We start from the raw sequence: 21593 nt of genomic DNA, 5'->3' as shown, positions 1-21593 counted from the left end.
AAAGCACTTCTGACGCGCATCAAAGCGTGTGCAACAGCGGAAGTATTTGCAGGTTCCTTTCATGCAGGCCCTTGCAACGCAGGAAATCTGCGCTCGACGCTCACACCCGGCGCAAGGTGAATCCGGAAAACAGCGCGGCCAGTTGCTGCTGGTGTGTGGGCGCCAGCGCCCAGGCCGGGGCGCCGAGCACGCGGCATTCCTGCAGCGCCCAATGCCGCACCCCGCGCGCGGCCAGGGCCTGGGCCAGTTCCAGCAATTCGTCCACACCAAACAGGCCCGCGTGCCAGGTAGTGCGGCATTCGTGGTCGATGCCATGGGCCAGCATGGCGTCCAGCGCGGCCCAGGCGCGCGCGCCGCTGCCGGGGGTGGCGGTGATGGCGTCGTAGCGCTGCGGCAGGGCCTTGATGTCCAGCCCCACCCAGTCAAGGCGCGGCAGCAGTGCCGCCAGCCGCCCGGGGTACATGCCGCCGGTGTGCAGCGCGGTCTGCAAGCCCAGTGCGCGCACGGCATCCACCGCAGCGGGCAGCGCGGCCTGCAGCGTCGGCTCGCCGCCCGAAAACACCACGCCGTCGAGCAGGCCCCGGCGGCTGTGCAAAAACTGCAGCGCCTGGTCCCACGGCAACGCCGGGGGCGCGGCGGCGTCGAGCAGCCCGGGGTTGTGGCAATACCCGCAGCGCCAGGGGCAACCCTGGCAATAGAAAACGGCCGCGAGGCGGCCGGGGAAATCGATGGTGGTCAGCGGCGTGAGGCCGCCCAGGCGCAGGGCGGCGGCACCGGGCTCAGCAGCCGTTGCAGCTGGAGCCACGGTGCGTTTCGGCGAAGAAGCGGCGTTCGGCATGCTCGCCCTGTTTGCCGGTATTGAAGCTGGCCACGGGGCGGTGGTAGCCCATGACGCGGGTCCAGACCTCGCAGGGCTGGCGCTCGTCGTCGGTGAGCTGCACGGCGGCGGCGCTGGAGATGGCGATGTGTTCGGTGGCGGAGAAATGGCTCATGCCGGGGTCCTTTCGGGGGTGGAGGAAATGGTTCGCTTCTTTTTTGATAGCTGCTTGCGCTTGACTATCAAGCGCCAGGGCCACTTTTTGCTCAAAATCTAGGCGGCCAGACGCCGCCGCTTGGCGTCCAGCCGCTCTTCGTCGCAGCGCGGGCAGAACGGGTGCTCGCCCGCCAGGTAGCCGTGGGTGGGGCAGATCGAGAACGTGGGCGTGACGGTGATGTAGGGCAGGCGAAAGCGCGTCAGCGCGCGCCGCACCAGATCGCGGCAGGCCGCACCGCTGGACAAACGCTCGCCCATGTACAGATGCAGCACGGTGCCGCCGGTGTATTTGGATTGCAGCGCCTCCTGCCGCATCAGGGCCTCGAACGGGTCGTCGGTGAAGCCCACGGGCAGCTGCGAGGAGTTGGTGTAGTAGGGCTGCTGCTCCGTGCCGGCCTGCAGGATGGCGGGCCAGCGCTTTTTGTCTTCCTTCGCGAAGCGGTAGGTGGTGCCCTCGGCGGGTGTGGCCTCCAGGTTGTAGAGGTGACCGGTTTCTTCCTGGAAGGCGGTCATGCGCTCGCGCACGTGGTCGAGCAGGCGCACGGCAAACGCATGGCCCCATTCGCTGGTGATGTCGTGCTGGTCCGCTGTGAAGTTGCGCACCATCTCGTTGATGCCGTTCACGCCCAGCGTGCTGAAGTGGTTGCGCAGCGTGCCGAGATACCGCTTGGTGTAGGGGAACAGGCCCTGGTCCATCAGGCGCTGGATGAGCTTGCGCTTGGTCTCCAGGCTTTGTTGGCCCAGTTCCAGCAGGCGGTCGAGCGCGGCGAGCAAGCCCGCTTCATCGCCGGCATGCTGGTAGCCCAGCCGCGCGCAGTTGATGGTGACCACGCCCAGGCTGCCCGTCTGCTCGGCGCTGCCGAACAGGCCGTTGCCGCGCTTGAGCAATTCACGCAAATCGAGCTGCAGGCGGCAGCACATGGAGCGCACCATGTTCGGCTCCAGCTCGGAGTTGATGAAGTTCTGGAAGTACGGCAGACCGTACTTGGCTGTCATGTCGAACAGCAGCTGCGCGTTCTCGCTCTCCCAGGGGAAGTCCTTTGTGATGTTGTAGGTGGGGATGGGGAAGGTGAACACCCGGCCCTTGGCGTCGCCCGTGGTCATCACGTCGATGTAGGCGCGGTTGATGAGGTCCATCTCCACCTGCAGGTCGCCATAGCAAAACGGCATCTCCTGGCCTGCGATCACAGGCACCTGCTCGCACAGGTCTTCGGGGCAGGTCCAGTCGAAGGTGAGGTTGGTGAACGGCGTCTGCGTGCCCCAGCGCGAGGGCACGTTGAGGTTGTAGACCAGCTCCTGGATGCACTGGCGCACGGCGGCGTAGTCCATGGCATCGATGCGCACAAACGGCGCCATGTAGGTGTCGAACGACGAGAACGCCTGCGCGCCCGCCCACTCGTTTTGCAGCGTGCCCAGGAAGTTCACGATCTGTCCCACGGCGGAACTCATGTGTTTGGGCGGCCCCGCCTCCACCTTGCCCGGCACGCCGTTGAGCCCCTCGTGCAGCAGTGTGCGCAGCGACCAGCCTGCGCAGTAGCCGCTGAGCATGTCGAGGTCGTGGATGTGGATATCGCCATTGCGGTGCGCCTCGCCGATCTCGGGCGTGTAGACGTGCGACAGCCAGTAGTTGGCCGTGACCTTCCCTGCCACGTTCAGGATCAGCCCGCCCAGCGAATAGCCCTGGTTGGCGTTGGCGTTCACGCGCCAGTCGGCACGCGTGAGGTATTCGTTGATGGAGCTTTCCACATCGACCAGCGTCTGCCTGTCCGCGCGCAGCGTGGCGTGCTGCTCGCGGTAGACGATGTAGGCGCGCGCCGTGGCCAGGTGGTTGGCGGCGATCAGCGTCTGCTCGGCCACGTCCTGGATTTGCTCCACCGTGGGGGCTTCGCCCTGGAAGCGGTGGATCAGCACCTTGGTGACCTGCGCGGTGAGCAGCGCCGCTTCTTCGGCGCCATATTCGCCCGAGGCCTGGCCCGCACTGGCCAGCGCTGCGCGGATGCGTTCGGCGTCAAAAGGAACACGCTGGCCACTGCGCAACACAACATCGCGGGGCAAGGTGACAAGGGTGGGCGCCATGGGTTCGACCAATCTATGGAACGGATTAAAAACACTACCTATGGTGTCCACGATACCCATCGAACACTATAGGTAGTTTGATCCAACACAATCGAGGCGGTAAGCAGGGGTAAAAAAAATGCCGGCACAAAGGCCGGCGAAAGGGAGGTGCCGTCAGGCCCTACCGATGGATGGGGGTGCGTGTGATGGCACGCTGGCGCACCAGGGGTGCGCAAGAAAAGGGTGAGTTGTTTTTCTTTGGGGGTTGTGGGCCGTGGGGGCCACACCGCTGCGGCCGGGCTGTGCTCTCGTTGGCGCTCAATGGCAGGCGGCGGTTTCTTCCTCCTCGATGCGGGGATAGAAGTCATGGTCTTCGCGCTGCATGCGCTCGAACACCCGGCGCAGCACCACATTGGCCTCGTCCCGAAAGCCCTGCGCATCGCGGCGCACGTTCTCGGCCGTGTTCCAGCGGCGCGCAAAGGCGTCGTAGGCGCTGGCAATCGAGGCCATCTCGCTCTGGTACTGGCGGCCCAGGCGCGCCAGTTCGGGGTTGCCACCGCGCTGCAGTGCAGGGTAGAGCACCTGGTCTTCCACGGCCAGGTGCAGCTTGATGGTGCCGCTCATGGCCACGATGCCCTGCGCGATGGCGCGGGCATTGCCTTCCACGCCCGCCTGGGCCAGGGCGCGCAAGGTGGCGATGCTGCGCAGGATGTCGGTGTGCTGGTGCTTGAATTTGTCGAGGTTCATGCTCACTCCTTGTGGGATGAATGAAGGGCCCGCGCTGCCGCCGGGGGTGGTGGCGGCAGCGCGCGGCGCGGATCAGCGGCGGGACTCCGCCAGGTAAACCCCTGCGGTGGCGGCCGGGGCGCGCGAACCGAACACACCGCTCACCACCTGCCAGGCCATGGCCAGCGCGCCGACGATGAAGACCACGTCGCCGAAGGTGCGCACCCAGCGCAGCGTCTGGATGAAGGGCTGTTGCATGAACTCTTCGCCCCGGGCGTACCACAGGCCTTCGCTCACGCTGGCATGGAACTGGAACAGGGCAATGGGGAACAGGCTGGTGGCGATCATCAGCACCAGGCCGGCGTTGAGCCACCAGAAGCCCGTCTTCATGAGCCGCTCGCTGAACACCAGCTGCGGCCGGATGTAGCGCAGCACCAGCAGCGTGAAGCCCAGCGCCAGGAAGCCATACACCCCGAACAGCGCGGCGTGGGCATGCACTGGCGTGGTGTTCAGGCCCTGCACGTAGTACAGCGAGATGGGCGGGTTGATCATGAAGCCGAAGACACCCGCGCCCAGCATGTTCCAGAAGGCCACGGCCACGAAGCACATCAGCGGCCAGCGCAGGCGGGCCATCCAGGGCGTGCGGTGCTGCAGGCGCCAGTGTTCCCAGGCCTCGTGGCCCAGCACGACCAGCGGCACCACTTCGAGCGCGCTGAAGGCTGCGCCCACCGCCATCACCGGGGTGGTGGTGCCTGCAAAGTACAGGTGGTGGAAGGTGCCGGGCACACCACCCAGCATGAACAGCGAGGCCGAGGCCAGGCTGGCCGTAGTGGCCATGCGCACCGACACGAGCCCCAGCGTCGAGAAGATGAAGGCCAGCGCCGTGGTGGCGAAGACTTCGAAGAAGCCCTCCACCCACAGGTGCACCACCCACCAGCGCCAGTACTCCATCACCGACAGGTGGGTGCGTTCGCCGTAGAAGAAGCCCGCGCCGTAGAACAGGCCGATGGCCACCACCGACGCCGTCAGCAGCGCCAGCAGGTTCTTGTCGCCGCCGGGAGTGCGCAGCGCCGGCACGATGCCGCGCAGCATGAGCACCAGCCAGAAGGCGATGCCGGTGAACTTGCCGATCTGCCACAGGCGGCCCAGGTCCACGTATTCATAGCCCTGGTGGCCCAGCCAGAAGTTCCACTCGGGCGGCATGATCTGCGCGATGGCCAGGTAGTTGCCCGTGAACGAGCCCACGACCACCACGACCAGCGCCCAGAACAGGATGTCCACGCCCAGCTTCTGGTAAGCCGGATCCTTGCCGCCGTTGATGAGCGGCGCGAGGAACAGGCCGGCAGCCAGGAAGCCCGTAGCGATCCAGAACAGCGCGCTCTGGATGTGCCAGGTGCGCACCAGCGAATACGGGAACCACTGCGACACGTTGATGCCGTAGAACTGCTGGCCTTCCACCGTGTAGTGGGCCGTGAAGCCGCCCAGCAGCACCTGGAAGCTGAACAGCGCCACGATGAGGAACAAATACTTGCCCAGCCCGCGCTGCGACGGCGTGAGCGGCACGCGCGAGAGTGGGTCGTGCTGGGGTGGCGTGGGTTCCACCTCGTCGTGCTTGCGCAGGAAGGACCAGCCCCACACGAGGAAGCCCACGCCCGCCATCATCACGACCACGCTCATCACCGACCAGACCATGTTCTCGGCCGTGGGCTTGTTGCCTATGAGTGGCTCGTGCGGCCAGTTGTTGGTGTAGGTGGCCGTGGTGCCGGGGCGCTCGGTGGCGGCGGCCCAGGCCGTCCAGAAGAAGAAACCTGTCATCTGCGCGCGCCGCTCGGCGCTGGGCAGGGTGTTCTCCTTCATGGCGAAATGCTCGCGGGTCTTGTGCACCGCGGGCACGTCGCTGAAAAGCTGGTCGTAGTACAGCGCGGTCATCGCGATCGCATCGGCCCGCACCGAGGACACCGTGGCCACACCCGTCTCGGGGCTGTAGGTGTTGGTGCGGTACTCGGTCTTCATGCGGTCGCGCAGCACGGCCTGGGCTGGGGCGTCGAGCTCGGCAAAGGGCTTGCCGTGCGCACGCTCGGCGGCGACGTCAAGCCAGTTGAGCAGCTCGCGGTGCAGCCAGTCGGCTGTCCAGTCGGGCGCCTGGTAGGCGCCGTGGCCCCAGATGGAACCCAGCTGCATGCCGCCCACCGATTGCCACGCGGTCTGTCCGTCGAGGATGCTGTCGTGGGTGAAAAGCACTTCACCCCCTGCCGTGGCGATCTTCGCGGGGATGGGCGGCGCGGTGCGGTAGACCTCGGCACCGTAGTAGCCCAGCAGGCTGAAGGTGACGATGAGCACGCCGATCAGCGTGAACCAGAGCTTGCGGTAGTTACCCATGGCGGGCCTCCTGCTTCAACAGAACAACAACGAAGGGGCGGCGCCAGCGTGCGCTGGCGGCATGGGGTCGGGGTCTTGTGGTCATGGCTTTTCGGAACGAGTGAATCGGTGTCACTGCCCACATTGCAAGCGCTGGGCCAGAGCTTCTGGCCCATCAAATCAACCACTTACACCAGTCATGGTCTTTTTTACCATCCACATATAGGGTCTAATTCACCCATTAAAGGTAAATATCACCATGGACCACCGCCCCCTGCTGGCCGATCTGGCCACCGATCTGCCCCAGGCCGTGCGCCTGCAGCGGCTGGTGGACCACCTGCGCACGCGCTTTCATTCCGGCGCCGTGGCGCTGCTGCAGCTGGAGGAAGACCACCTGCGCCCCGTGGCCGTGGAAGGCCTGGTGCGGGAGGCGCTGGGCCGGCGCTTTGTGGTCAGCCAGCACCCCCGGCTCGCGGCCATCCTGGCGCGGCGCGAGGTGACCTGCTTTGACCACGACAGCACCCTGCCCGACCCCTACGACGGCCTGCTCGACACCCTGGTGGGCGAGCCCCTGCCCGTGCACGACTGCATGGGCGTGAGCCTGTGGGTGGACGGCCAGCCCTGGGGGGTGCTGACGCTCGACGCACTGCAGACCGGCACCTTTGGCGAGGCCGCACGCGCTGCGCTGGCCGACTGCAAGGTGCTGGTGGAGGCGGCCGTGCGCATCTCGCGGCTGGAGCGCGAGGTGCAGGCGCTGCGCAGCGCCCCCCACACCCGCAGCGCCGACGACGAGCGCACCACCCGCGCGGGCGATGGCGACATGGAGATCGTCGGCCAGAGCGAGCCCCTGCTGCGCCTGCTGCACGAGCTGGAGGTGGTGGCGGGCTCGGACCTGCCCGTGTTGCTGCTGGGTGAGACCGGCGTGGGCAAGGAGCTGTTCGCGCGCCTGCTGCACCGCCAGTCCACGCGCCGCACCAAGCCCCTGGTGCACGTGAACTGCGCGGCGCTGCCCGAATCGCTGGCCGAGAGCGAGCTCTTCGGCCACGTGCGCGGCGCGTTCTCCGGCGCGGTGGCCGACCGGCCCGGGCGCTTCGAGGCGGCCGAGGGCGGCACGCTGTTCCTCGACGAGGTGGGCGAGCTGCCGCTGGCCGTGCAGGCCAAGCTGCTGCGCACGCTGCAGAACGGCGAGATCCAACGCCTGGGTGCCGACCGCCCGCGCCGCGTGGACGTGCGCGTGATCGCCGCCACCAACCGCAACCTGCGCGAGCAGGTGCGCGATGGCGCGTTCCGCGCCGACCTGTACCACCGGCTGTCGGTGTACCCCGTGCCCATCCCGCCGCTGCGCGAACGGGGCAACGATGTGCTGCTGCTCGCGGGCCGCTTTCTGGAGCTGAACCGTGCGCGCCTGGGCCTGCGCAGCCTGCGCTTGTCGGCCAGCGCACAGGACGCGCTGCGCCGCTACCCCTGGCCCGGCAACATCCGCGAGCTGGAGCATGTGGTCAGCCGCGCCGCCCTCAAGGCCCTGAGCCGGGGCGTGAACCGCGCCGACATCGTGACGCTGGAGCCTGCACTGCTCGACCTGGACGCCGACGCTGCCAGCGTGGCCCACGCCCCCCTGGACGCTGGCGCCCCCGCCGTGGCCACCACCCCGCCCACCCCCACCATCGCCGAGGGCCCGCTGCGCGACGCGGTGGATGCCTGCCAGCGGCTCGCCATCACGCAGGCCCTGGCCCGCCACCAGGGCAACTGGGCCCAGGCCGCGCGTGCGCTGGAGGTGGACGCCAGCAACCTGCACAAGCTGGCGCGCAGGCTGGGGATCAAGTAAGCAGCTTCAAAAACAATAGCTGCTAGCGCTTTCCAGAAAAGCGCCAGGGGCTGATTTGATGCCAAATCACACATCAACGGGCCACTGCGAACGCTGCTGCGCCACAATCGGCCCATGCTGACCCTCCAAGACATCCGCGACGCCGCCACCCGCCTACAAGGCCACGTGCTGGACACTCCGTGCGTTGAATCCAAAACGCTTTCGCAAATCGTGGGCGCGCAGGTGTTCCTCAAGTTCGAGAACCTGCAGTTCACCGCGTCGTTCAAGGAACGTGGTGCCTGCAACCGGCTCACGCTGCTGACCGACGCAGAGCGCGCACGCGGCGTGGTGGCCATGAGCGCCGGCAACCATGCGCAGGGCGTGGCGTACCACGCGCAGCGACTGGGCCTGCGTGCCGTGATCGTGATGCCGCGGTTCACGCCCGGCGTGAAGGTGGAACGCACGCGCGGCTTTGGCGCCGAGGTCGTGCTGCATGGCGACACGCTGGAAGAAGCCCGCGCCCATGCCTACGCGCTGGCCGATGCGCAGGGGCTGACCTTTGTGCACCCCTACGACGACGAGGGCGTGGCCGCCGGCCAGGGCACGCTGGGCCTGGAGATGCTGCAGGCCGTGCCCGACCTGGACACCCTGGTGATCGCCGTGGGCGGCGGCGGGCTGATCTCGGGCGTGGCCACGGCGGCCAAGGCCCTCAAGCCCGGTATCGAGATCGTGGGCGTGCAGACCACGCGGTTCCCCGCCATGGTGAATGCCGTCAAAGGAACGAGCCACCCGCAGGGCACATCCACCATCGCGGAGGGCATTGCCGTGGGCACGCCGGGCAAGATCACGCAGGAGATCGTCAAGCGCCTGGTGGACGACCTGGTACTGGTGGATGAAGGCGACATTGAGCAAGCGGTGCTGATGCTGCTGGAGATTGAAAAAACCCTGGTCGAAGGCGCAGGCGCCGCCGGGCTGGCCGCCCTGGTGCGCTACCCCGAACGCTTCAAGGGCAAGCGCGTGGGGCTGGTGCTGTGCGGCGGCAACATCGACCCGCTGCTGCTGGCGGCGATCATCGAGCGCGGCATGGTGCGCTCAGGTCGGCTGGCACGCATCACCGTGAGCGCGCGCGACGTGCCGGGCGTGCTGGCGCGCATCACCGCCACCGTGGCCGATGCGGGCGCCAACATCGAGGAGGTGCACCACCAGCGCGCTTTCACGATGCTGGCCGCGCAGAACGTGGAGATCGAACTGGTGCTGCAAACCCGGGGCAAGGCGCATGTGGATGAAGTGCTGGGCCAGCTGCGCTCGGCGGGCATGGAGGCCGTTCTGATCTGACCTATCACCAGGTTTTGCGCCCGACTCAGGCTGGCGCGGCTAGAATTGCGCAAGTTTTAAGCATCTGGAGCCCACCATGTCCGACCACAACACCTCGCACACCCCTGCAACGCCATCGAACGACGCCGTGGAAAATGTCGTTCATCTGGTACCCGTGGTGCTGCCCGTGGTGGGTGGCATCATGATGTTCCTGCTGGCCTTCATTGCCGTGACGATGGCCTGATCACACCGGACCGCGCCACCACCAGCCCCGCAGCGCGGGGCTTTTTTTCGTCCCGCACCACCGTTTGACCTGGAGAATTCCCATGAGACCCGGACACGCACTCGTTCTTTTTTCCGGTGGCCAGGATTCCACGACCTGCCTGGCCTGGGCGCTGGAAAACTTTGCCCACGTGGAAACCATCGGTTTTGACTACGGCCAGCGCCACCATGTGGAGCTGGAGGCGCGCCAGACGGTGCTGTCGGCGCTGCGCACGCAGTTCCCGCACTGGGCAGCAAAGCTGGGCGAGGACCACATGATCGATCTGGCCGTGCTGGGCCACATCAGCGACACGGCGTTGACCAGCGATACCGAAATTCAGATGACCGCCGCCGGCCTGCCCAACACCTTTGTGCCCGGGCGCAACCTGCTGTTCTTCCAGTTGGCGGCTGCCGTGGGCTACCGGCGTGGCCTGCACACGCTGGTGGGCGGCATGTGCGAAACCGATTTTTCGGGCTATCCCGACTGCCGCGACGACACCCTCAAGGCCTTGCAGGTGGCCGTGTCGCTGGGCATGGGGCAGCGTTTCACGTTCGACACACCGCTCATGTGGCTGGACAAGGCCGAAACCTGGGAACTGGCCCGGTCACTCGGTGGGCCAGTGCTGGTCGATCTGATCGTGAACGACTCCCACACCTGTTACCACGGCGTGCGCGACACCCCACACGCCTGGGGGTATGGCTGCGGCACCTGCCCGGCCTGCGAGCTGCGCAAGGCAGGCTACGAACGCTGGAAGGGCGCTTCGGCCGCCACTTGACGCCGTTGCACGGGGCAAAGCACCATCATGCATAACCCCATGTTTTTTTTGCATAATTTTAGCCTGTGTCTGACAGACAAGCGGGCGGCAGATTCATAAAATTGACATCCCAGCCGACCCGCGGAATCCGTGGAACTAGCCTCCACCCGTGGGGTTGATTCACGCTCCCGCCCGCCGACTGAGCACGAAAGCCGTTTTTTCAAAGGCAGCGCTCAGCATCCGCACTTGCGCCAGGCCTTGCCGCGATCCATGGGGTCCGCTTCCTTTGAAAAAACGTTTTTTCAACTTAGGAAGCTCCCCGATGAACGCACCCACCATGCAGGGCCTGAATCTCAACGCCCCGTCGTACGTCAAAAATGCCCGGCTGCTTGCCTGGGTGGCCGACATGGCCGCCCTGTGCAAACCTGACACCATCTATTGGTGCGATGGCACGAAGGAAGAGTACGACCGTCTGTGCCAGCAGCTGGTGGACGCCGGCACTTTCAAGAAACTGAACCCCGCCAAGCGCCCCGGCAGCTTCCTGGCCTGGTCCGACCCATCGGACGTGGCCCGTGTGGAAGACCGCACCTACATCTGCTCGGCCACCAAGGAAGACGCCGGCCCCACCAACAACTGGATGGCGCCCGCACAGATGCGGGCCACGCTGCAGCCCCTGTTCGACGGCTGCATGAAGGGCCGCACGATGTATGTGGTGCCCTTCAGCATGGGCCCGCTGGGCAGCCACATCGCCCACATCGGCGTGGAGCTGACCGACAGCGCTTACGTGGCCGTGAACCAGCGCCTGATGACCCGCATGGGCAAGGCCGTGTACGACGTGCTGGGCGTGGAAGGCGAGTTCGTGCCCTGCATGCACACCGTGGGCGCCCCCCTGGCAGACGGCGAGAAGGACACCACCAGCTGGCCCTGCAACCCCAAGGTCAAGTACATCGTCCATTACCCCGAAACCCGCGAAATCTGGTCCTACGGCTCCGGCTACGGCGGCAACGCGCTGCTGGGCAAGAAGTGCCTGGCCCTGCGCATCGCCTCCACCATGGGCCGCGACCAGGGCTGGCTGGCCGAGCACATGCTCATCCTGGGCGTGACCAACCCCCAAGGCAAGAAGTACCACGTGGCAGCGGCCTTCCCCAGCGCCTGCGGCAAGACCAACTTCTCCATGCTGGTGCCGCCCGAGGCTGGTTTTGCGGGCTGGAAGGTCACCACCATCGGTGACGATATCGCATGGATCAAGCCCAACGCCGATGGCAAGATGGTCGCCATCAACCCCGAGGCTGGCTACTTCGGCGTGGCCCCCGGCACCAACATGCACACCAACCCCAACTGCATGCTCTCGCTGGGCAAGGACGTGATCTTCACCAACGTGGCCCTGACGGATGACGGCGACGTGTGGTGGGAAGGCATGGAAAAGGACACCGGCAAGCTGCCGGACCACCTGATCGACTGGCAAGGCAAAGACTGGACGCCCCAGATCGCCAAGGAAACCGGCGCCAAGGCAGCCCACCCCAACTCGCGCTTCACGGTGGCCGCCGCCAACAACCCGGCACTCGATGCCCAGTGGGACGACGCCAATGGCGTGGCCATCGATGCGTTCATCTTCGGCGGCCGCCGCTCCACCACCGTGCCGCTGGTGACGGAAGCCCGCACCTGGACGGAAGGCGTGTACATGGCCGCGACCATGGGCTCGGAGACCACCGCCGCCGCCTTCGGTGCCCAGGGCGTGGTGCGCCGCGACCCCTTCGCCATGCTACCGTTCTGCGGCTACAACATGAGCGACTACTTCCAGCACTGGCTCAACATGGAAGGCAAGATCGCCGCCACCGGCAAGCCGCTGCCCAAGGTGTTCTGCGTGAACTGGTTCCGCAAGGACGAAGCCGGCAAGTTCGTCTGGCCTGGCTACGGCGACAACATGCGCGTGCTCAAGTGGATGATCGACCGCATCGAAGGCCAGGCCCAGGGCACGGAGACGATGTTCGGCGTGGCACCCCAGTACGCCGAGATCAACTGGGCAGGCCTGGATTTCAGCGCCCAGAAGTTCGACGCCGTCACCAGCATCGACAAGGCGGCCTGGACGGAGGAGTTCAAGCTGCACGATGCCCACTTCGAACAGCTGGCCTACCACCTGCCGCCGGCTTTGCTCAACACCAAGGCTGCGCTGGAAAAGCGCCTGGCAAGCTGACCCCCGGTTCTTCTCAGTCCTGACAACCGCCCCTTCTGAAAGAGGGGCGTTTTTTTGCGCTGATGGAGACGAATACTGGATCAGGGTGGTCCGCCCCGCGTGGCCATGAAGAACAGCCCTTACGCCCCTGTGCCGCATGGCACATGCCCCTGGAGGCCTCGTTTTCCGTCCCATGACGGCCTGGCAATGAAAAAAGCCGTGGCGAACACTCGCCACGGCTTCAAGAATCAGGGTCATTGCACGGCAGGCCGTGCGGCGCCATCTCAGTAGTACTTGCGGATGTCTTGCACGGTGGCAATGCCCATGGCGTGGTTCAGTTCGGCCATGATGCGGGGATCCTTCACGGCCACTTGCCAGGTGCGTTCGTCTTCCGCAGCGCGGCGGCGGCTTTCAGCCCAGGTGTGGGCACCCACACGCAGTACGGCACCGGCGCGGCGGGCGGGGGCGGTCAGCAGAGCCAGGGCCGCAAAGGCTACCAGCCACAGCACCATCCAGGCCGCCAGCAGATGGCCTTCGCTCCAGGTGTCGATGACCTGGTTGGCCACCACCAGCAATGCCGAAACGACGGCCGCCAGCAGAAGGGTGGCGGCGCCACGGGCACCGTCAAAATTGGCGGCTACGCGCTTGAGGGCGGCGGCGGCGTTTTCGGCGCGGACAACGCCGGGGTGTTCGGTGGGGTACTCAACGTGTGCAAAGCTGGTCATTTCGGTTTCCCTTTTCTAACGCTTGTGGCGAGATTGCCGGGCGATGGGGTGATATTAGGGTTTACCCTTTGCATGTTCAAGTTTATATTTTGAATCATTGATATTCATATCGGTGATGAATTGACCATGACTCCCTTGAACTTCCGCTCTTTGGACTTGAACCTGCTGCGTGTTTTCGACGAGGTCATGGCCGAGCGCAGCCTCACACGCGCAGCGCACAAGCTGTCCATCACCCAGCCCGCCGTGAGCAACGCGATGCGGCGCCTGCGCGATGTGCTGGGAGATGAGCTGGTGGTGCGCAGCGGCCAGGGCGTGGAGCCCACTCCGCGCGCGCTGGCCCTGTGGCCCCCTGTGCGCGAGGCGCTGGCCCACCTGCAGGAATCCCTGGCGCCCGGACACTTTGAACCTGGTACGGCCGAATCCACCTTTGTGCTGGCCATGGCCGATGCCACGGCAGCCACCCTGGTTCCGGCCCTGGTCGAAATCATCGAGCGCGAGGCGCCCGGCGTGTCTATCCGCGTATTGCCCCTGACCACGCGCGACCCCCGCCGCCTGCTGGACGAGGAGGCGGCGGACATGGCGGTGGGCTACTTCCCCGCCGTGCTGGCCGACCTGACCGCCCGCGCGCAATCGGGGGGGGCCGTGGCCTTTGAAAGCCGCCGCCTGTACGACGGCGAGTACGTGTGCGTGATGCGGCAAGGCCATCCCCTGGCCGATGCGCCCCTGACCCTGGACACCTATTGCGCCGCGCGCCACATGCTCGTGAGCTTCTCGGGGCGCCCCTTTGGTTTCATCGACGAGGCCCTGGCGTCCCTGGGCCGCGAGCGCAAGGTGGTGATCACGGTCAACCAGTTCTTCACCGCCGGGCGCGTGGTGTCGGGCTCGGACCTGTTGACGGTGCTACCGCGCCACTTTGTGCCCGTCACCGGGATCGCCGATGCCCTGGTGCAGCGGGCCCTGCCGCTGGACGTGCCGGCGGTCCACGTGGACGCACTCTGGCGCCGCCGTGGCCCGCAGCAGGCCGCGATGACCTGGCTGCTGCAAGCCCTGGCACGCTCGGCGCGCCGGACTTTCCCCGAACAGTGAGGCGGAGAGGCTGAACCCGTAGACTGCGCCCAGCATGAACATCCAGCTTTTGTCCGACCTGCACCTTGAGGCGCACCCCCACTTCATCCCCGAACCGGCGCCCGGCGCCGATGTGCTGGTGCTTGCCGGCGATGTGGGCTCCTACCAGGAAGGCTCGCAACTGGGCGACGAGGACTTTGGCCTGGCCCGGTTTTCGCCGTTGCCCCAGGGAGCTGGCTGGCCCACCCCCGTGCTTTTTGTCCCTGGCAACCACGAATACGATGCGCAGGATTTCGATGCGGCCCACCATCGACTTCGCAGCACCTGCGATCGCCTGGGAATCACCTGGCTGGAGCGCGAAACCGTCGAGCTTCAGGGGGTTCGCTTCATCGGAACCACGCTCTGGAGCGATTTCGACGCCCTCGCGGACCACGAGGGATGCACCGACCTTGGAAGGCGGCTGAAACTGCGCGACAAAGCCTTTCGCGCGGCCAATTTCTACCTGCGCAAGACGGGCGGCACCCGCCATGCAGCGCCTTTTCTGGCCGAAGCCATGCGCGACCACGCACTGGTCTGCCAGCAATGGCTGGCTGAAGCACTTGCAACGCCTTTTGACGGGCCCACAGTGGCTGTCACCCACTTTGCGCCCAGCCTGCGCAGCGCCGATCCCCGCTACGGGCTGGTGCCCGGTACGGCGGGGTTCTGCAATGCCCTGGATGGTTTACTGCCCCACGCGCAGCTGTGGCTGCACGGCCACCTTCACGCACCGAGCGACTACAGGGCGCAGGGCTTGCGTGCCGATGGCAGCCCTTGGCAGTGCCGTGTGGTGGCCAATCCCCTGGGGTATGCGCGCAAGGGAGAGCAGGCGGCTTTCCAGGCGCAATGCTGCATCACCGTATGATCAGGACACGGGGCTCTGCCGCCCCGCAGCGCAGAAGAAAAAAGCATGACCCAGGTCAAGACAACAGAAGTCCGCGCACGGTAGTCTGGCCCATACCTTCTCGGAGAACCTCATGAACATCCTGCTTGCTGTCGATGGCAGCGCTTACACCAAAAAAATGCTGGCCTATCTGGCCACCCACGAAGAGTTGCTCGGTGGCAATCACCAGTACACCGCGCTCACCGTGCAGGCTCCCCTGCCAACACGCGCACGCGCCGCTCTGGGCAAGGAAGTGGTGGACAGCTACCACGCTGAAGAGGCGGAGAAAATCCTCGCCCCCGTGTGCAAATTCCTCGCGCGCCATGGCGTGGAAGCCAAGCGCAGCGTCAAGATCGGCAGCGTGGGCGAAAACATCGCCAAGGTGGCAGACAGCGGCAAGTTCGACCTGCTGGTGATGGGCTCCCATGGCCATGGCGCCCTGGCAACCCTGGTCATGGGCTCTGTCACCACCCAGGTGCTTGCCCACTGCAAGGTCCCCCTGCTGATCGTTCGCTAACCCGGACACCCCGGCCCGAAGGCCCCAGCCCTGCTCAGGCAGGGCTTTTTTTCGCCCAAACAATACCAATTGGTTTTCATAATAACCAATTGGTTTACTTTGGAACCAATTGGTTATACATTCCCGCTGCGCCCATCCTGGCGTGTCATTTCCATCGAAACCGAGGAACCGACCCATGAAAAAAACCCTAATTGCATTGGCCCTGACTGCAGGAGCCGCTTTCAACGTAATGGCCCAGGACATCGTGGATACCGCCGTGAAGGCGGGCAACTTCAAGACCCTGGTGGCGGCCGTGCAAGCGGCAGGCCTGGTGGACACCCTCAAGGGCCCCGGCCCGTTCACGGTGTTCGCGCCCACTGACGAGGCGTTCGCCAAGATTCCCAAGGCCACCCTGGACGGCCTGCTGGCCGACAAGGCCGCACTGACCAAGGTCCTGACCTACCACGTGGTGCCCGGCAAGGTGATGGCCAAGGACGTCAAGGCCGGAAAGGTCAAGACCGTGCAGGGCCAGGAGATCACCGTCACCACCGGCATGGGTGTGATGGTGGACCAGTCCAAGGTCATCGCGACCGACGTGGCTGCGAGCAATGGCGTGATCCACGCCATCGACACCGTACTGATGCCCAAGTAATCCAGCGGAACAACGCTCTTTTCACCCACCCACCATCCCATAGCGAGGAGAAGCCGCCATGCACACCGCATTCAACCGCCGTACCGTTTTGTTGGCCGCAGCCCTGGGCGCCGGCACCACCCTGCTGCAGGCCTGTGGCGGCGGCGACGACGAGCCCCAGCGCAATATCGTCGAAGTCGCCCAGAACAACCCCGACCTCAGCATCCTCGTGGAAGCTGTGGTGGCTGCAGGTCTGGCGCCCACCTTGAGCACAGGCATGCTTACGGTTTTCGCCCCGACCAATGCAGCCTTTGCAGCGTTGCTCAGCGAGCTGGGCGTGACCAAGGAGGCCCTGCTGGCCGACAAGCCCCTGCTGACGGCGGTGCTGACCTACCACGTGCTCGGCAGCAAGGTCGCGCGTGCGGACGTCCCCCTGGGCAAGGCGATCACGCCCGTCGCAGGTGGTTTCTTCAAGATCGAATCGGCCAATGGGCTCAAGATCACCGATGGTCGCAACCGCGTCACCACCATCACGGCCACCGACATCCAGGCCAGCAACGGCGTGGTGCATCTGGTGGACCGGGTGCTGCTGCCAGCCAACAAGGACATCGTCGCCACTGCATCAGCGCTGCCGGACTTCAGCATCCTGGTGGAAGCGGTGGTGGCTGCGGGCTTGGCAGGCACCTTGCAGGGCGCTGGCCCGTTCACGGTGTTTGCGCCCACCAACGCCGCGTTTGCAGCGCTGCTGGCCGAGTTGGGGGTGACCAAGGCAGCGCTGCTGGCTGATACCGCCCTGCTGACCAAGGTGCTCACCTACCACGTGGTGCCCGCGCGCGTGCTCAAGGCCGAGGTGCCCGTCAACACCGCCATCGCCACGGTTCAGGGGCAGACCTTCACGGTGAACGCGAGCCTCGTGATCACCGACCAGAACATGCGCACCAGCAACATCACCATGGCCGATGTGTTCACCAGCAACGGTGTGGTTCACGCCGTGGACAAGGTGATCCTGCCCAAATAAGCCCGGTGGGGTGAACCGCACGCAAGAAAGCCCGGCATGCCGGGCTTTCTTTTTTTAGATGCGTGCGAAACGCAAGGAGGGAGGTGCGACTACCGCGCCGCCAACCCGTCAAAACAGGTGCGCACCACCAGATCCACGATCTCCGCGTCAGAATACTGGCCACCTTCCTTGAGAAAGCTCACGACCGGGTCACAGGCGCGCGCATACAGCGTATAGAGCACCACCAGCGGCGGCAGAGTCGGGCTGATCACGCCCTGGGCCTGGGCCTGGGTGATCCACTCACCGATCTGGTCGCTCACCGTCACCAGGCCGTTGAGATAGTCCTTGTTGGCCATTAGCACCGCGCGCAAAGTCGAGTTGCGGCTGGGCAGCAGCGGCATCTCGTTGCTCAGCAGGCGCTCCAGCGACCAGCGCACCAGCGCATGGAGCTTTTCGAGCGGGGGCATTTCAGCGGGCAGATCCGCGAGGTAGGCCTGCACGCGACCCAGAATCTGCACCATGGCGGCGCTGCACAGCTCTTCCTTGCTGCAAAAGTGCTTGTACAGGCTGGCCTTGGCAATGCCCACGGCGTTGGCCACGTCGTCCATGGTCATGGCATCGAAAGCCTTTTCGCCCAGGAGCTGGCAGGTGGACTGGAGGATGGCATCCTCGCGCGCCTGGTGCATCTGCTCTTTGAACGAAACTTTGGGTTGCGGCGTTTGCATGTCTTCCATTTTATACATTGCAGTAAAAAAATAAATGAGTAAGTTGCAATGCAACTACGTCGTTCACGTTTTCCCCAGCATGAATCGTGCCGCCGCTTTGCAGGCGAAGAACCTGTTCATGGTCTTTTCGGGGGCACGATGGCACTCTTGTCCTGGTGCCCACCCCCATCGGCCGCCATAATCGCGCCGCCATGCCCGTGCCCCTCGCTCTGCCGTCGACTGTTTTCACCACTGACCAAGGCTCCGGGGAAGAGCGCTTCGAGGCCTGGCGCAGCAGCATTTCGGTGGTCTTCGACGTCGCCCCTTTGGACCGCGATCCGCTGGAAAGCTTCAGCGCATCCGTGACCGCGTGCCATCTGGGCGCGCTGCTGGTGGGCGATCTGCACTTCGGCCGGCAGCAATTCTCACGCGGTGCGCCACGCGTGGCGCGCGACGGCGTCAACCACTACCTGGTGCAGTGGTACCGCAGCGGGGGTTTCGTGGGCCAGCACGACAACGGCGTGGACATGCAGGTGCGGGCGGGGGACATCACCGTCTTTGATCTCGGCCGCACGCAGCGCACCTATGCCAACCCCTCGCATGTGCTGTCCATCGTCGTGCCCCGCGAGATCGCCGACGAGGCCTTCTGCAGCCCATCGGCCGATCTGCACGGTACCGTCTTGCGCGGCCACACGGCGCTGGGCGGGCTGCTCAGCGACTACCTGCAGTCGCTGCACCGGCGCTTGCCTGCTGTCACGCTCCCGGAAGCACCGGCCGTGGTGCAGGCCACCACGCAGATGCTGGCCGCCTGCCTGCGGCCAAGCCGGGACACGCTGGCCCAGGCGCAGCCGCAAATCCAGGGTGTCACGCTCGAACGCATCCAGCAATACATCGCGCAGAGCCTGGGCACACCGCTCAGCCCCGAGCTGCTGTGCCGCACGTTTGGCATTTCACGCAGCATGCTGTACCGCCTGTTCGAGCCGCTGGGCGGCGTGGCGCACTACGTGCAACAGCAGCGCCTGGTCCGGGCGTTCCACGCCCTGGCCAACCCGGCCAACCGCCGGCTGCGGGTGGGCGAGATCGCCACGCGCTCCGGCTTCACCAGCGAGGCGCATTTCAGCCGCGCCTTTCGCGCGGCCTTTGGCCTCACGCCCAGCGATGTGCGCGCCACCGCCCGGGGCACAGCCAACCGCGCGGGGGCATTCGCGGCGGGCGATGCCATGCGCCCGACCGCCGAATATGCCGACTGGGTACGCGCGCTGCAGGTGTAGCCGCCCCACTCGCAACGCTTAAGCCCCCTGGTCGTTCTTCAGGACGGCCAGTCAAAAACGTCGAAACACACAGTCAAGCCAGCGCGCTGGCCCCGCCTAGGATGCGCCGCAGTCTGTTCTCTGCCCCCTTGCGCGCCACACCATGTCCTTTGCCCGCCGCCTCGCCGCCGCCCTGCTGGCGGCCATGCTGTGCTGCCTTGCATCCGCCGGTAGCCCGCCCACCATCACCGGCCTGAGCCCTACCGAGGGCACCATGTACGGCGGGACGGCCGTCACGCTGGCCGGCAGCGGCTTCCCAGGGGCTATGGGCGTGTATTTCGGAAACATCCGAGCCACCCGCTTCACCGTGGACAGCGACGCGCAGATCACGGCCATCGCACCCGCCCAGCCACCCGGGACCTCGGTGATGTTCGATATCGTCACACCCACGGGCGGCATGGTGCACCCGATCGGCTACTTCACCTACGTGGTGCCGCCCGAACTGCGCCCCACCGTAACCCACATCTCGCCAGCGCGGGGCCCAGCCAGCGGTGGCACCACGGTCACGTTCACGGGCACCAACCTGGCCAACACCCACCAGGTGCGCTTTGGCAATGTGGCGGCAGGGTTCACCGTGGTCAGCGATACGCAGGTCACCGCCACCACGCCGGCCTCTCCGGCGGGGATGGTTTCGACGGAGCTCACCACCGCCTATGGCATTGCGGACGGCAGCTTCGGCACCTTCTTCGAGTTCATCCCTCAGCCCACCATCACCGGCGTGAGCCCCAACGAGGGGAGCATGTTCGGCGGCACGGCGGTCACCCTGGCTGGCGGCGGGTTCACCGGGGCTACCAGCGTGCATTTCGGGAACGTTGCGGCTGCCAGCTTCACCGTGGACAGCGACACGCAGATCACGGCCATTGCGCCCCCGCAGCCTCTGGGAACGTTGGTGATGTTCGAAGTCTTCACACCCGACGGCGGCGGCATGGTGCACCCTATCGGGTACTTCACGTATGTGGTGCCGCCCGAGCTGCGCCCCACCCTCACCAGCGCTTCACCCGCGCGGGTGTCCGCTGCGGTGGGCACGCAGGTGGTCCTCACGGGCACCAACCTGGCCGGTGCGTCGTCCCTGCGCTTTGGTGGCTTTCCAGCGGCCAGCTTCACGGTGGACAGCCCCACCCGGATCACCGCCACCACCCCCGCCGTGGCGTCCCCGGGATTCGTGACCATCGACGTCACCACTCCCTATGGCGGGGCCGACAGCCCTTTCGGCTTCGAATTCGTCGCTGCGCCCACGCTCACCGGCGTGACACCGGCCACGGCGAATGCAGCGGGTGGCACCACACTCGTCCTCTCCGGATCGGGATTCGCCGATGCCACGGCGGTGGTGCTGGGCGGTGTGGCCGCCCGGGCATTCACCGTGGAGAGCGACTCCCGCATCACGGCCATCACCCCACCACACGCGACCGGGCCTGCCGCGGTGGAGGTGAGTGCGCCGGGCGGTACGGCCACACTGGCCTCGGGCGTGGTGTTTGCGGATCTGGCCGTGCGCGGCGCCTGCGGCACGGCGACGGGGCAAGCGCGCCCGACCCCACCCGCCGGTGCCAGCCTGTGCAGCGCAGGCCAGGCCAGCAGCGTGGCCTCTGTCCAGGGTGAGTTTTCCTGGACCTGCGCAGGACTGAACGGTGGAGCCGACGCGCCGCGCTGCACGGCCCCCTGGGCCGCGGCCGGGGGCACGGGGGGCCGCGCAACGCTCGACCTGCCGGAAGCTGCCGTCAACAACGGCTGGACACTCGAGACCGCCAGTTTCCAGCACACCCTTCCCGCGCCGCTGCCCCCGGGTGCCAGCACAAGCCACTGGCCCCTGCACCTCCGGCTGACCGGCGGCGCGGCAGGCTCCAGCGCCCGCCTGACGGTGCACTACAGCACCCCCGTGCCGCTGGGCGCGGTCTATCTCAAGCACGGCCCCAGCCCAGAAGGTTTGCAGTGCTCGGGCACCACCTGCGCCCAGCCCCATTGGTACACGCTCGCCCCCAGCGCGGCCCTGTTCGCGGCCGACCGGCGCAGCGTGACCTTGACATTGACCGACGGTGGCCTGGGCGATAGCGACGACGTGTCCGGCCAGATCACCGACCCCGGCCTGCCCGTGCTGCTGGCGGCGCCGGCAGGTGGCGGCAATGGCGGTGGCCCGGCTTCCGCCGTGCCCGTCCCTGCGCTCAGCCCCTGGGCGATCGCACTGCTGGCCTTGTGCTTTCCGGCACTGGGTCATCTTCGCGGGACTCGCCAGTCACTCTCAAAACAATAGCTATTCACCCTTTTAAAACAAG

The 21593-nt window shown here is 66.1% G+C and carries 19 protein-coding genes; 12 read left to right on the top strand and 7 right to left on the bottom strand.

Annotated elements, in window-relative coordinates; genetic code table 11:
- Positions 1 to 100: 100 nt before the first annotated feature.
- From ARADN35_RS0119995 to ARADN35_RS0119970, 5 genes are all read right to left on the bottom strand, one after another.
- Positions 101 to 838: an anaerobic ribonucleoside-triphosphate reductase activating protein gene (locus ARADN35_RS0119995; protein WP_050812555.1), complete on the bottom strand. Its 738-nt coding sequence runs from the start codon at positions 836 to 838 to the stop codon at positions 101 to 103.
- Complete coding sequence (gene nrdD / locus ARADN35_RS0119990; protein ID WP_010465322.1) at positions 780 to 992, bottom strand: anaerobic ribonucleoside-triphosphate reductase; 213 nt, start codon at positions 990 to 992, stop codon at positions 780 to 782. The genes ARADN35_RS0119995 and nrdD overlap by 59 nt, the downstream gene beginning before the upstream one ends.
- A 98-nt stretch (positions 993 to 1090) precedes the next feature.
- Positions 1091 to 3109, bottom strand: a complete 2019-nt coding sequence (locus ARADN35_RS0119980; protein ID WP_010465319.1) for a ribonucleoside triphosphate reductase — start codon at positions 3107 to 3109, stop codon at positions 1091 to 1093.
- 297 nt (positions 3110 to 3406) lie between these two features.
- The gene (locus tag ARADN35_RS0119975; protein WP_010465317.1) at positions 3407 to 3835 is read right to left on the bottom strand and encodes a hemerythrin domain-containing protein; all 429 of its coding nucleotides are present in this window, start codon (positions 3833 to 3835) and stop codon (positions 3407 to 3409) included.
- A gap of 72 nt (positions 3836 to 3907) precedes the next feature.
- Positions 3908 to 6193 carry a nitric-oxide reductase large subunit gene (locus ARADN35_RS0119970; protein WP_010465314.1) on the bottom strand — a complete coding sequence of 762 codons (2286 nt, stop codon included), beginning with the start codon at positions 6191 to 6193 and terminating at the stop codon, positions 3908 to 3910.
- Between the two features lie 238 nt (positions 6194 to 6431).
- Here ARADN35_RS0119970 and norR point away from each other — a divergent pair, with 238 nt between their 5' ends.
- From norR to ARADN35_RS0119945, 5 genes are all read left to right on the top strand, one after another.
- On the top strand, positions 6432 to 7997 hold the full coding sequence (gene norR, locus ARADN35_RS0119965) for a nitric oxide reductase transcriptional regulator NorR (RefSeq protein ID WP_010465312.1): 1566 nt from the start codon (positions 6432 to 6434) through the stop codon (positions 7995 to 7997).
- A gap of 114 nt (positions 7998 to 8111) precedes the next feature.
- On the top strand, positions 8112 to 9311 hold the full coding sequence (locus tag ARADN35_RS0119960) for a threonine ammonia-lyase (protein WP_010465309.1): 1200 nt from the start codon (positions 8112 to 8114) through the stop codon (positions 9309 to 9311).
- Positions 9312 to 9387: 76 nt separating this feature from the next.
- Positions 9388 to 9534: a hypothetical protein gene (locus ARADN35_RS28305; RefSeq protein WP_010465307.1), complete on the top strand. Its 147-nt coding sequence runs from the start codon at positions 9388 to 9390 to the stop codon at positions 9532 to 9534.
- Positions 9535 to 9616: 82 nt separating this feature from the next.
- A complete protein-coding gene (queC, locus tag ARADN35_RS0119950; RefSeq protein WP_010465306.1) occupies positions 9617 to 10327 on the top strand; it encodes a 7-cyano-7-deazaguanine synthase QueC in 711 nt (236 codons plus the stop codon).
- A gap of 301 nt (positions 10328 to 10628) precedes the next feature.
- Positions 10629 to 12500, top strand: coding sequence for a phosphoenolpyruvate carboxykinase (GTP) (locus tag ARADN35_RS0119945; protein WP_010465304.1), 1872 nt, complete (start codon positions 10629 to 10631; stop codon positions 12498 to 12500).
- 263 nt (positions 12501 to 12763) lie between these two features.
- Here the strand turns inward: ARADN35_RS0119945 and ARADN35_RS0119940 are convergent, their stop codons facing one another.
- Positions 12764 to 13204 carry a hypothetical protein gene (locus ARADN35_RS0119940; RefSeq protein ID WP_010465302.1) on the bottom strand — a complete coding sequence of 147 codons (441 nt, stop codon included), beginning with the start codon at positions 13202 to 13204 and terminating at the stop codon, positions 12764 to 12766.
- Positions 13205 to 13330: 126 nt separating this feature from the next.
- Here ARADN35_RS0119940 and ARADN35_RS0119935 point away from each other — a divergent pair, with 126 nt between their 5' ends.
- From ARADN35_RS0119935 to ARADN35_RS0119915, 5 genes are all read left to right on the top strand, one after another.
- Positions 13331 to 14290 carry a LysR family transcriptional regulator gene (locus ARADN35_RS0119935; protein ID WP_029414223.1) on the top strand — a complete coding sequence of 320 codons (960 nt, stop codon included), beginning with the start codon at positions 13331 to 13333 and terminating at the stop codon, positions 14288 to 14290.
- 34 nt (positions 14291 to 14324) lie between these two features.
- The gene (locus tag ARADN35_RS0119930) at positions 14325 to 15170 is read left to right on the top strand and encodes a metallophosphoesterase (RefSeq protein ID WP_010465299.1); all 846 of its coding nucleotides are present in this window, start codon (positions 14325 to 14327) and stop codon (positions 15168 to 15170) included.
- A 112-nt stretch (positions 15171 to 15282) separates the two neighbouring features.
- Positions 15283 to 15705, top strand: coding sequence for a universal stress protein (locus tag ARADN35_RS0119925; protein WP_010465296.1), 423 nt, complete (start codon positions 15283 to 15285; stop codon positions 15703 to 15705).
- 175 nt (positions 15706 to 15880) lie between these two features.
- On the top strand, positions 15881 to 16336 hold the full coding sequence (locus ARADN35_RS0119920; RefSeq protein WP_029414222.1) for a fasciclin domain-containing protein: 456 nt from the start codon (positions 15881 to 15883) through the stop codon (positions 16334 to 16336).
- A gap of 58 nt (positions 16337 to 16394) precedes the next feature.
- Positions 16395 to 17333 carry a fasciclin domain-containing protein gene (locus ARADN35_RS0119915; protein WP_010465293.1) on the top strand — a complete coding sequence of 313 codons (939 nt, stop codon included), beginning with the start codon at positions 16395 to 16397 and terminating at the stop codon, positions 17331 to 17333.
- Between the two features lie 89 nt (positions 17334 to 17422).
- On the opposite strand, the gene ARADN35_RS0119910 is transcribed toward ARADN35_RS0119915, so the two are convergent.
- On the bottom strand, positions 17423 to 18046 hold the full coding sequence (locus ARADN35_RS0119910; RefSeq protein WP_010465291.1) for a TetR/AcrR family transcriptional regulator: 624 nt from the start codon (positions 18044 to 18046) through the stop codon (positions 17423 to 17425).
- 182 nt (positions 18047 to 18228) lie between these two features.
- Here ARADN35_RS0119910 and ARADN35_RS0119905 point away from each other — a divergent pair, with 182 nt between their 5' ends.
- The gene (locus tag ARADN35_RS0119905; protein WP_010465289.1) at positions 18229 to 19287 is read left to right on the top strand and encodes a helix-turn-helix domain-containing protein; all 1059 of its coding nucleotides are present in this window, start codon (positions 18229 to 18231) and stop codon (positions 19285 to 19287) included.
- A 142-nt stretch (positions 19288 to 19429) separates the two neighbouring features.
- Positions 19430 to 21571 carry an IPTL-CTERM sorting domain-containing protein gene (locus ARADN35_RS27050; RefSeq protein WP_010465288.1) on the top strand — a complete coding sequence of 714 codons (2142 nt, stop codon included), beginning with the start codon at positions 19430 to 19432 and terminating at the stop codon, positions 21569 to 21571.
- Positions 21572 to 21593 lie beyond the last annotated feature (22 nt).

This window comes from Acidovorax radicis N35, from assembly GCF_000204195.1.
In the GTDB taxonomy this organism is placed as follows: domain Bacteria; phylum Pseudomonadota; class Gammaproteobacteria; order Burkholderiales; family Burkholderiaceae_C; genus Acidovorax; species Acidovorax radicis.
Note: the sequence above shows the minus strand (reverse complement) of the source record. Positions and strands in the feature narration are given on the sequence as shown.

Coding starts and splice junctions, on each gene's coding strand:
- ARADN35_RS0119995 (WP_050812555.1), bottom strand. CDS start 838: ATGCCGAACGCCGCTTCTTCGCCGAAACGCACCGTGGCTCCAGCTGCA.
- nrdD (WP_010465322.1), bottom strand. CDS start 992: ATGAGCCATTTCTCCGCCACCGAACACATCGCCATCTCCAGCGCCGCC.
- ARADN35_RS0119980 (WP_010465319.1), bottom strand. CDS start 3,109: ATGGCGCCCACCCTTGTCACCTTGCCCCGCGATGTTGTGTTGCGCAGT.
- ARADN35_RS0119975 (WP_010465317.1), bottom strand. CDS start 3,835: ATGAACCTCGACAAATTCAAGCACCAGCACACCGACATCCTGCGCAGC.
- ARADN35_RS0119970 (WP_010465314.1), bottom strand. CDS start 6,193: ATGGGTAACTACCGCAAGCTCTGGTTCACGCTGATCGGCGTGCTCATC.
- norR (WP_010465312.1), top strand. CDS start 6,432: ATGGACCACCGCCCCCTGCTGGCCGATCTGGCCACCGATCTGCCCCAG.
- ARADN35_RS0119960 (WP_010465309.1), top strand. CDS start 8,112: ATGCTGACCCTCCAAGACATCCGCGACGCCGCCACCCGCCTACAAGGC.
- ARADN35_RS28305 (WP_010465307.1), top strand. CDS start 9,388: ATGTCCGACCACAACACCTCGCACACCCCTGCAACGCCATCGAACGAC.
- queC (WP_010465306.1), top strand. CDS start 9,617: ATGAGACCCGGACACGCACTCGTTCTTTTTTCCGGTGGCCAGGATTCC.
- ARADN35_RS0119945 (WP_010465304.1), top strand. CDS start 10,629: ATGAACGCACCCACCATGCAGGGCCTGAATCTCAACGCCCCGTCGTAC.
- ARADN35_RS0119940 (WP_010465302.1), bottom strand. CDS start 13,204: ATGACCAGCTTTGCACACGTTGAGTACCCCACCGAACACCCCGGCGTT.
- ARADN35_RS0119935 (WP_029414223.1), top strand. CDS start 13,331: ATGACTCCCTTGAACTTCCGCTCTTTGGACTTGAACCTGCTGCGTGTT.
- ARADN35_RS0119930 (WP_010465299.1), top strand. CDS start 14,325: ATGAACATCCAGCTTTTGTCCGACCTGCACCTTGAGGCGCACCCCCAC.
- ARADN35_RS0119925 (WP_010465296.1), top strand. CDS start 15,283: ATGAACATCCTGCTTGCTGTCGATGGCAGCGCTTACACCAAAAAAATG.
- ARADN35_RS0119920 (WP_029414222.1), top strand. CDS start 15,881: ATGAAAAAAACCCTAATTGCATTGGCCCTGACTGCAGGAGCCGCTTTC.
- ARADN35_RS0119915 (WP_010465293.1), top strand. CDS start 16,395: ATGCACACCGCATTCAACCGCCGTACCGTTTTGTTGGCCGCAGCCCTG.
- ARADN35_RS0119910 (WP_010465291.1), bottom strand. CDS start 18,046: ATGGAAGACATGCAAACGCCGCAACCCAAAGTTTCGTTCAAAGAGCAG.
- ARADN35_RS0119905 (WP_010465289.1), top strand. CDS start 18,229: ATGCCCGTGCCCCTCGCTCTGCCGTCGACTGTTTTCACCACTGACCAA.
- ARADN35_RS27050 (WP_010465288.1), top strand. CDS start 19,430: ATGTCCTTTGCCCGCCGCCTCGCCGCCGCCCTGCTGGCGGCCATGCTG.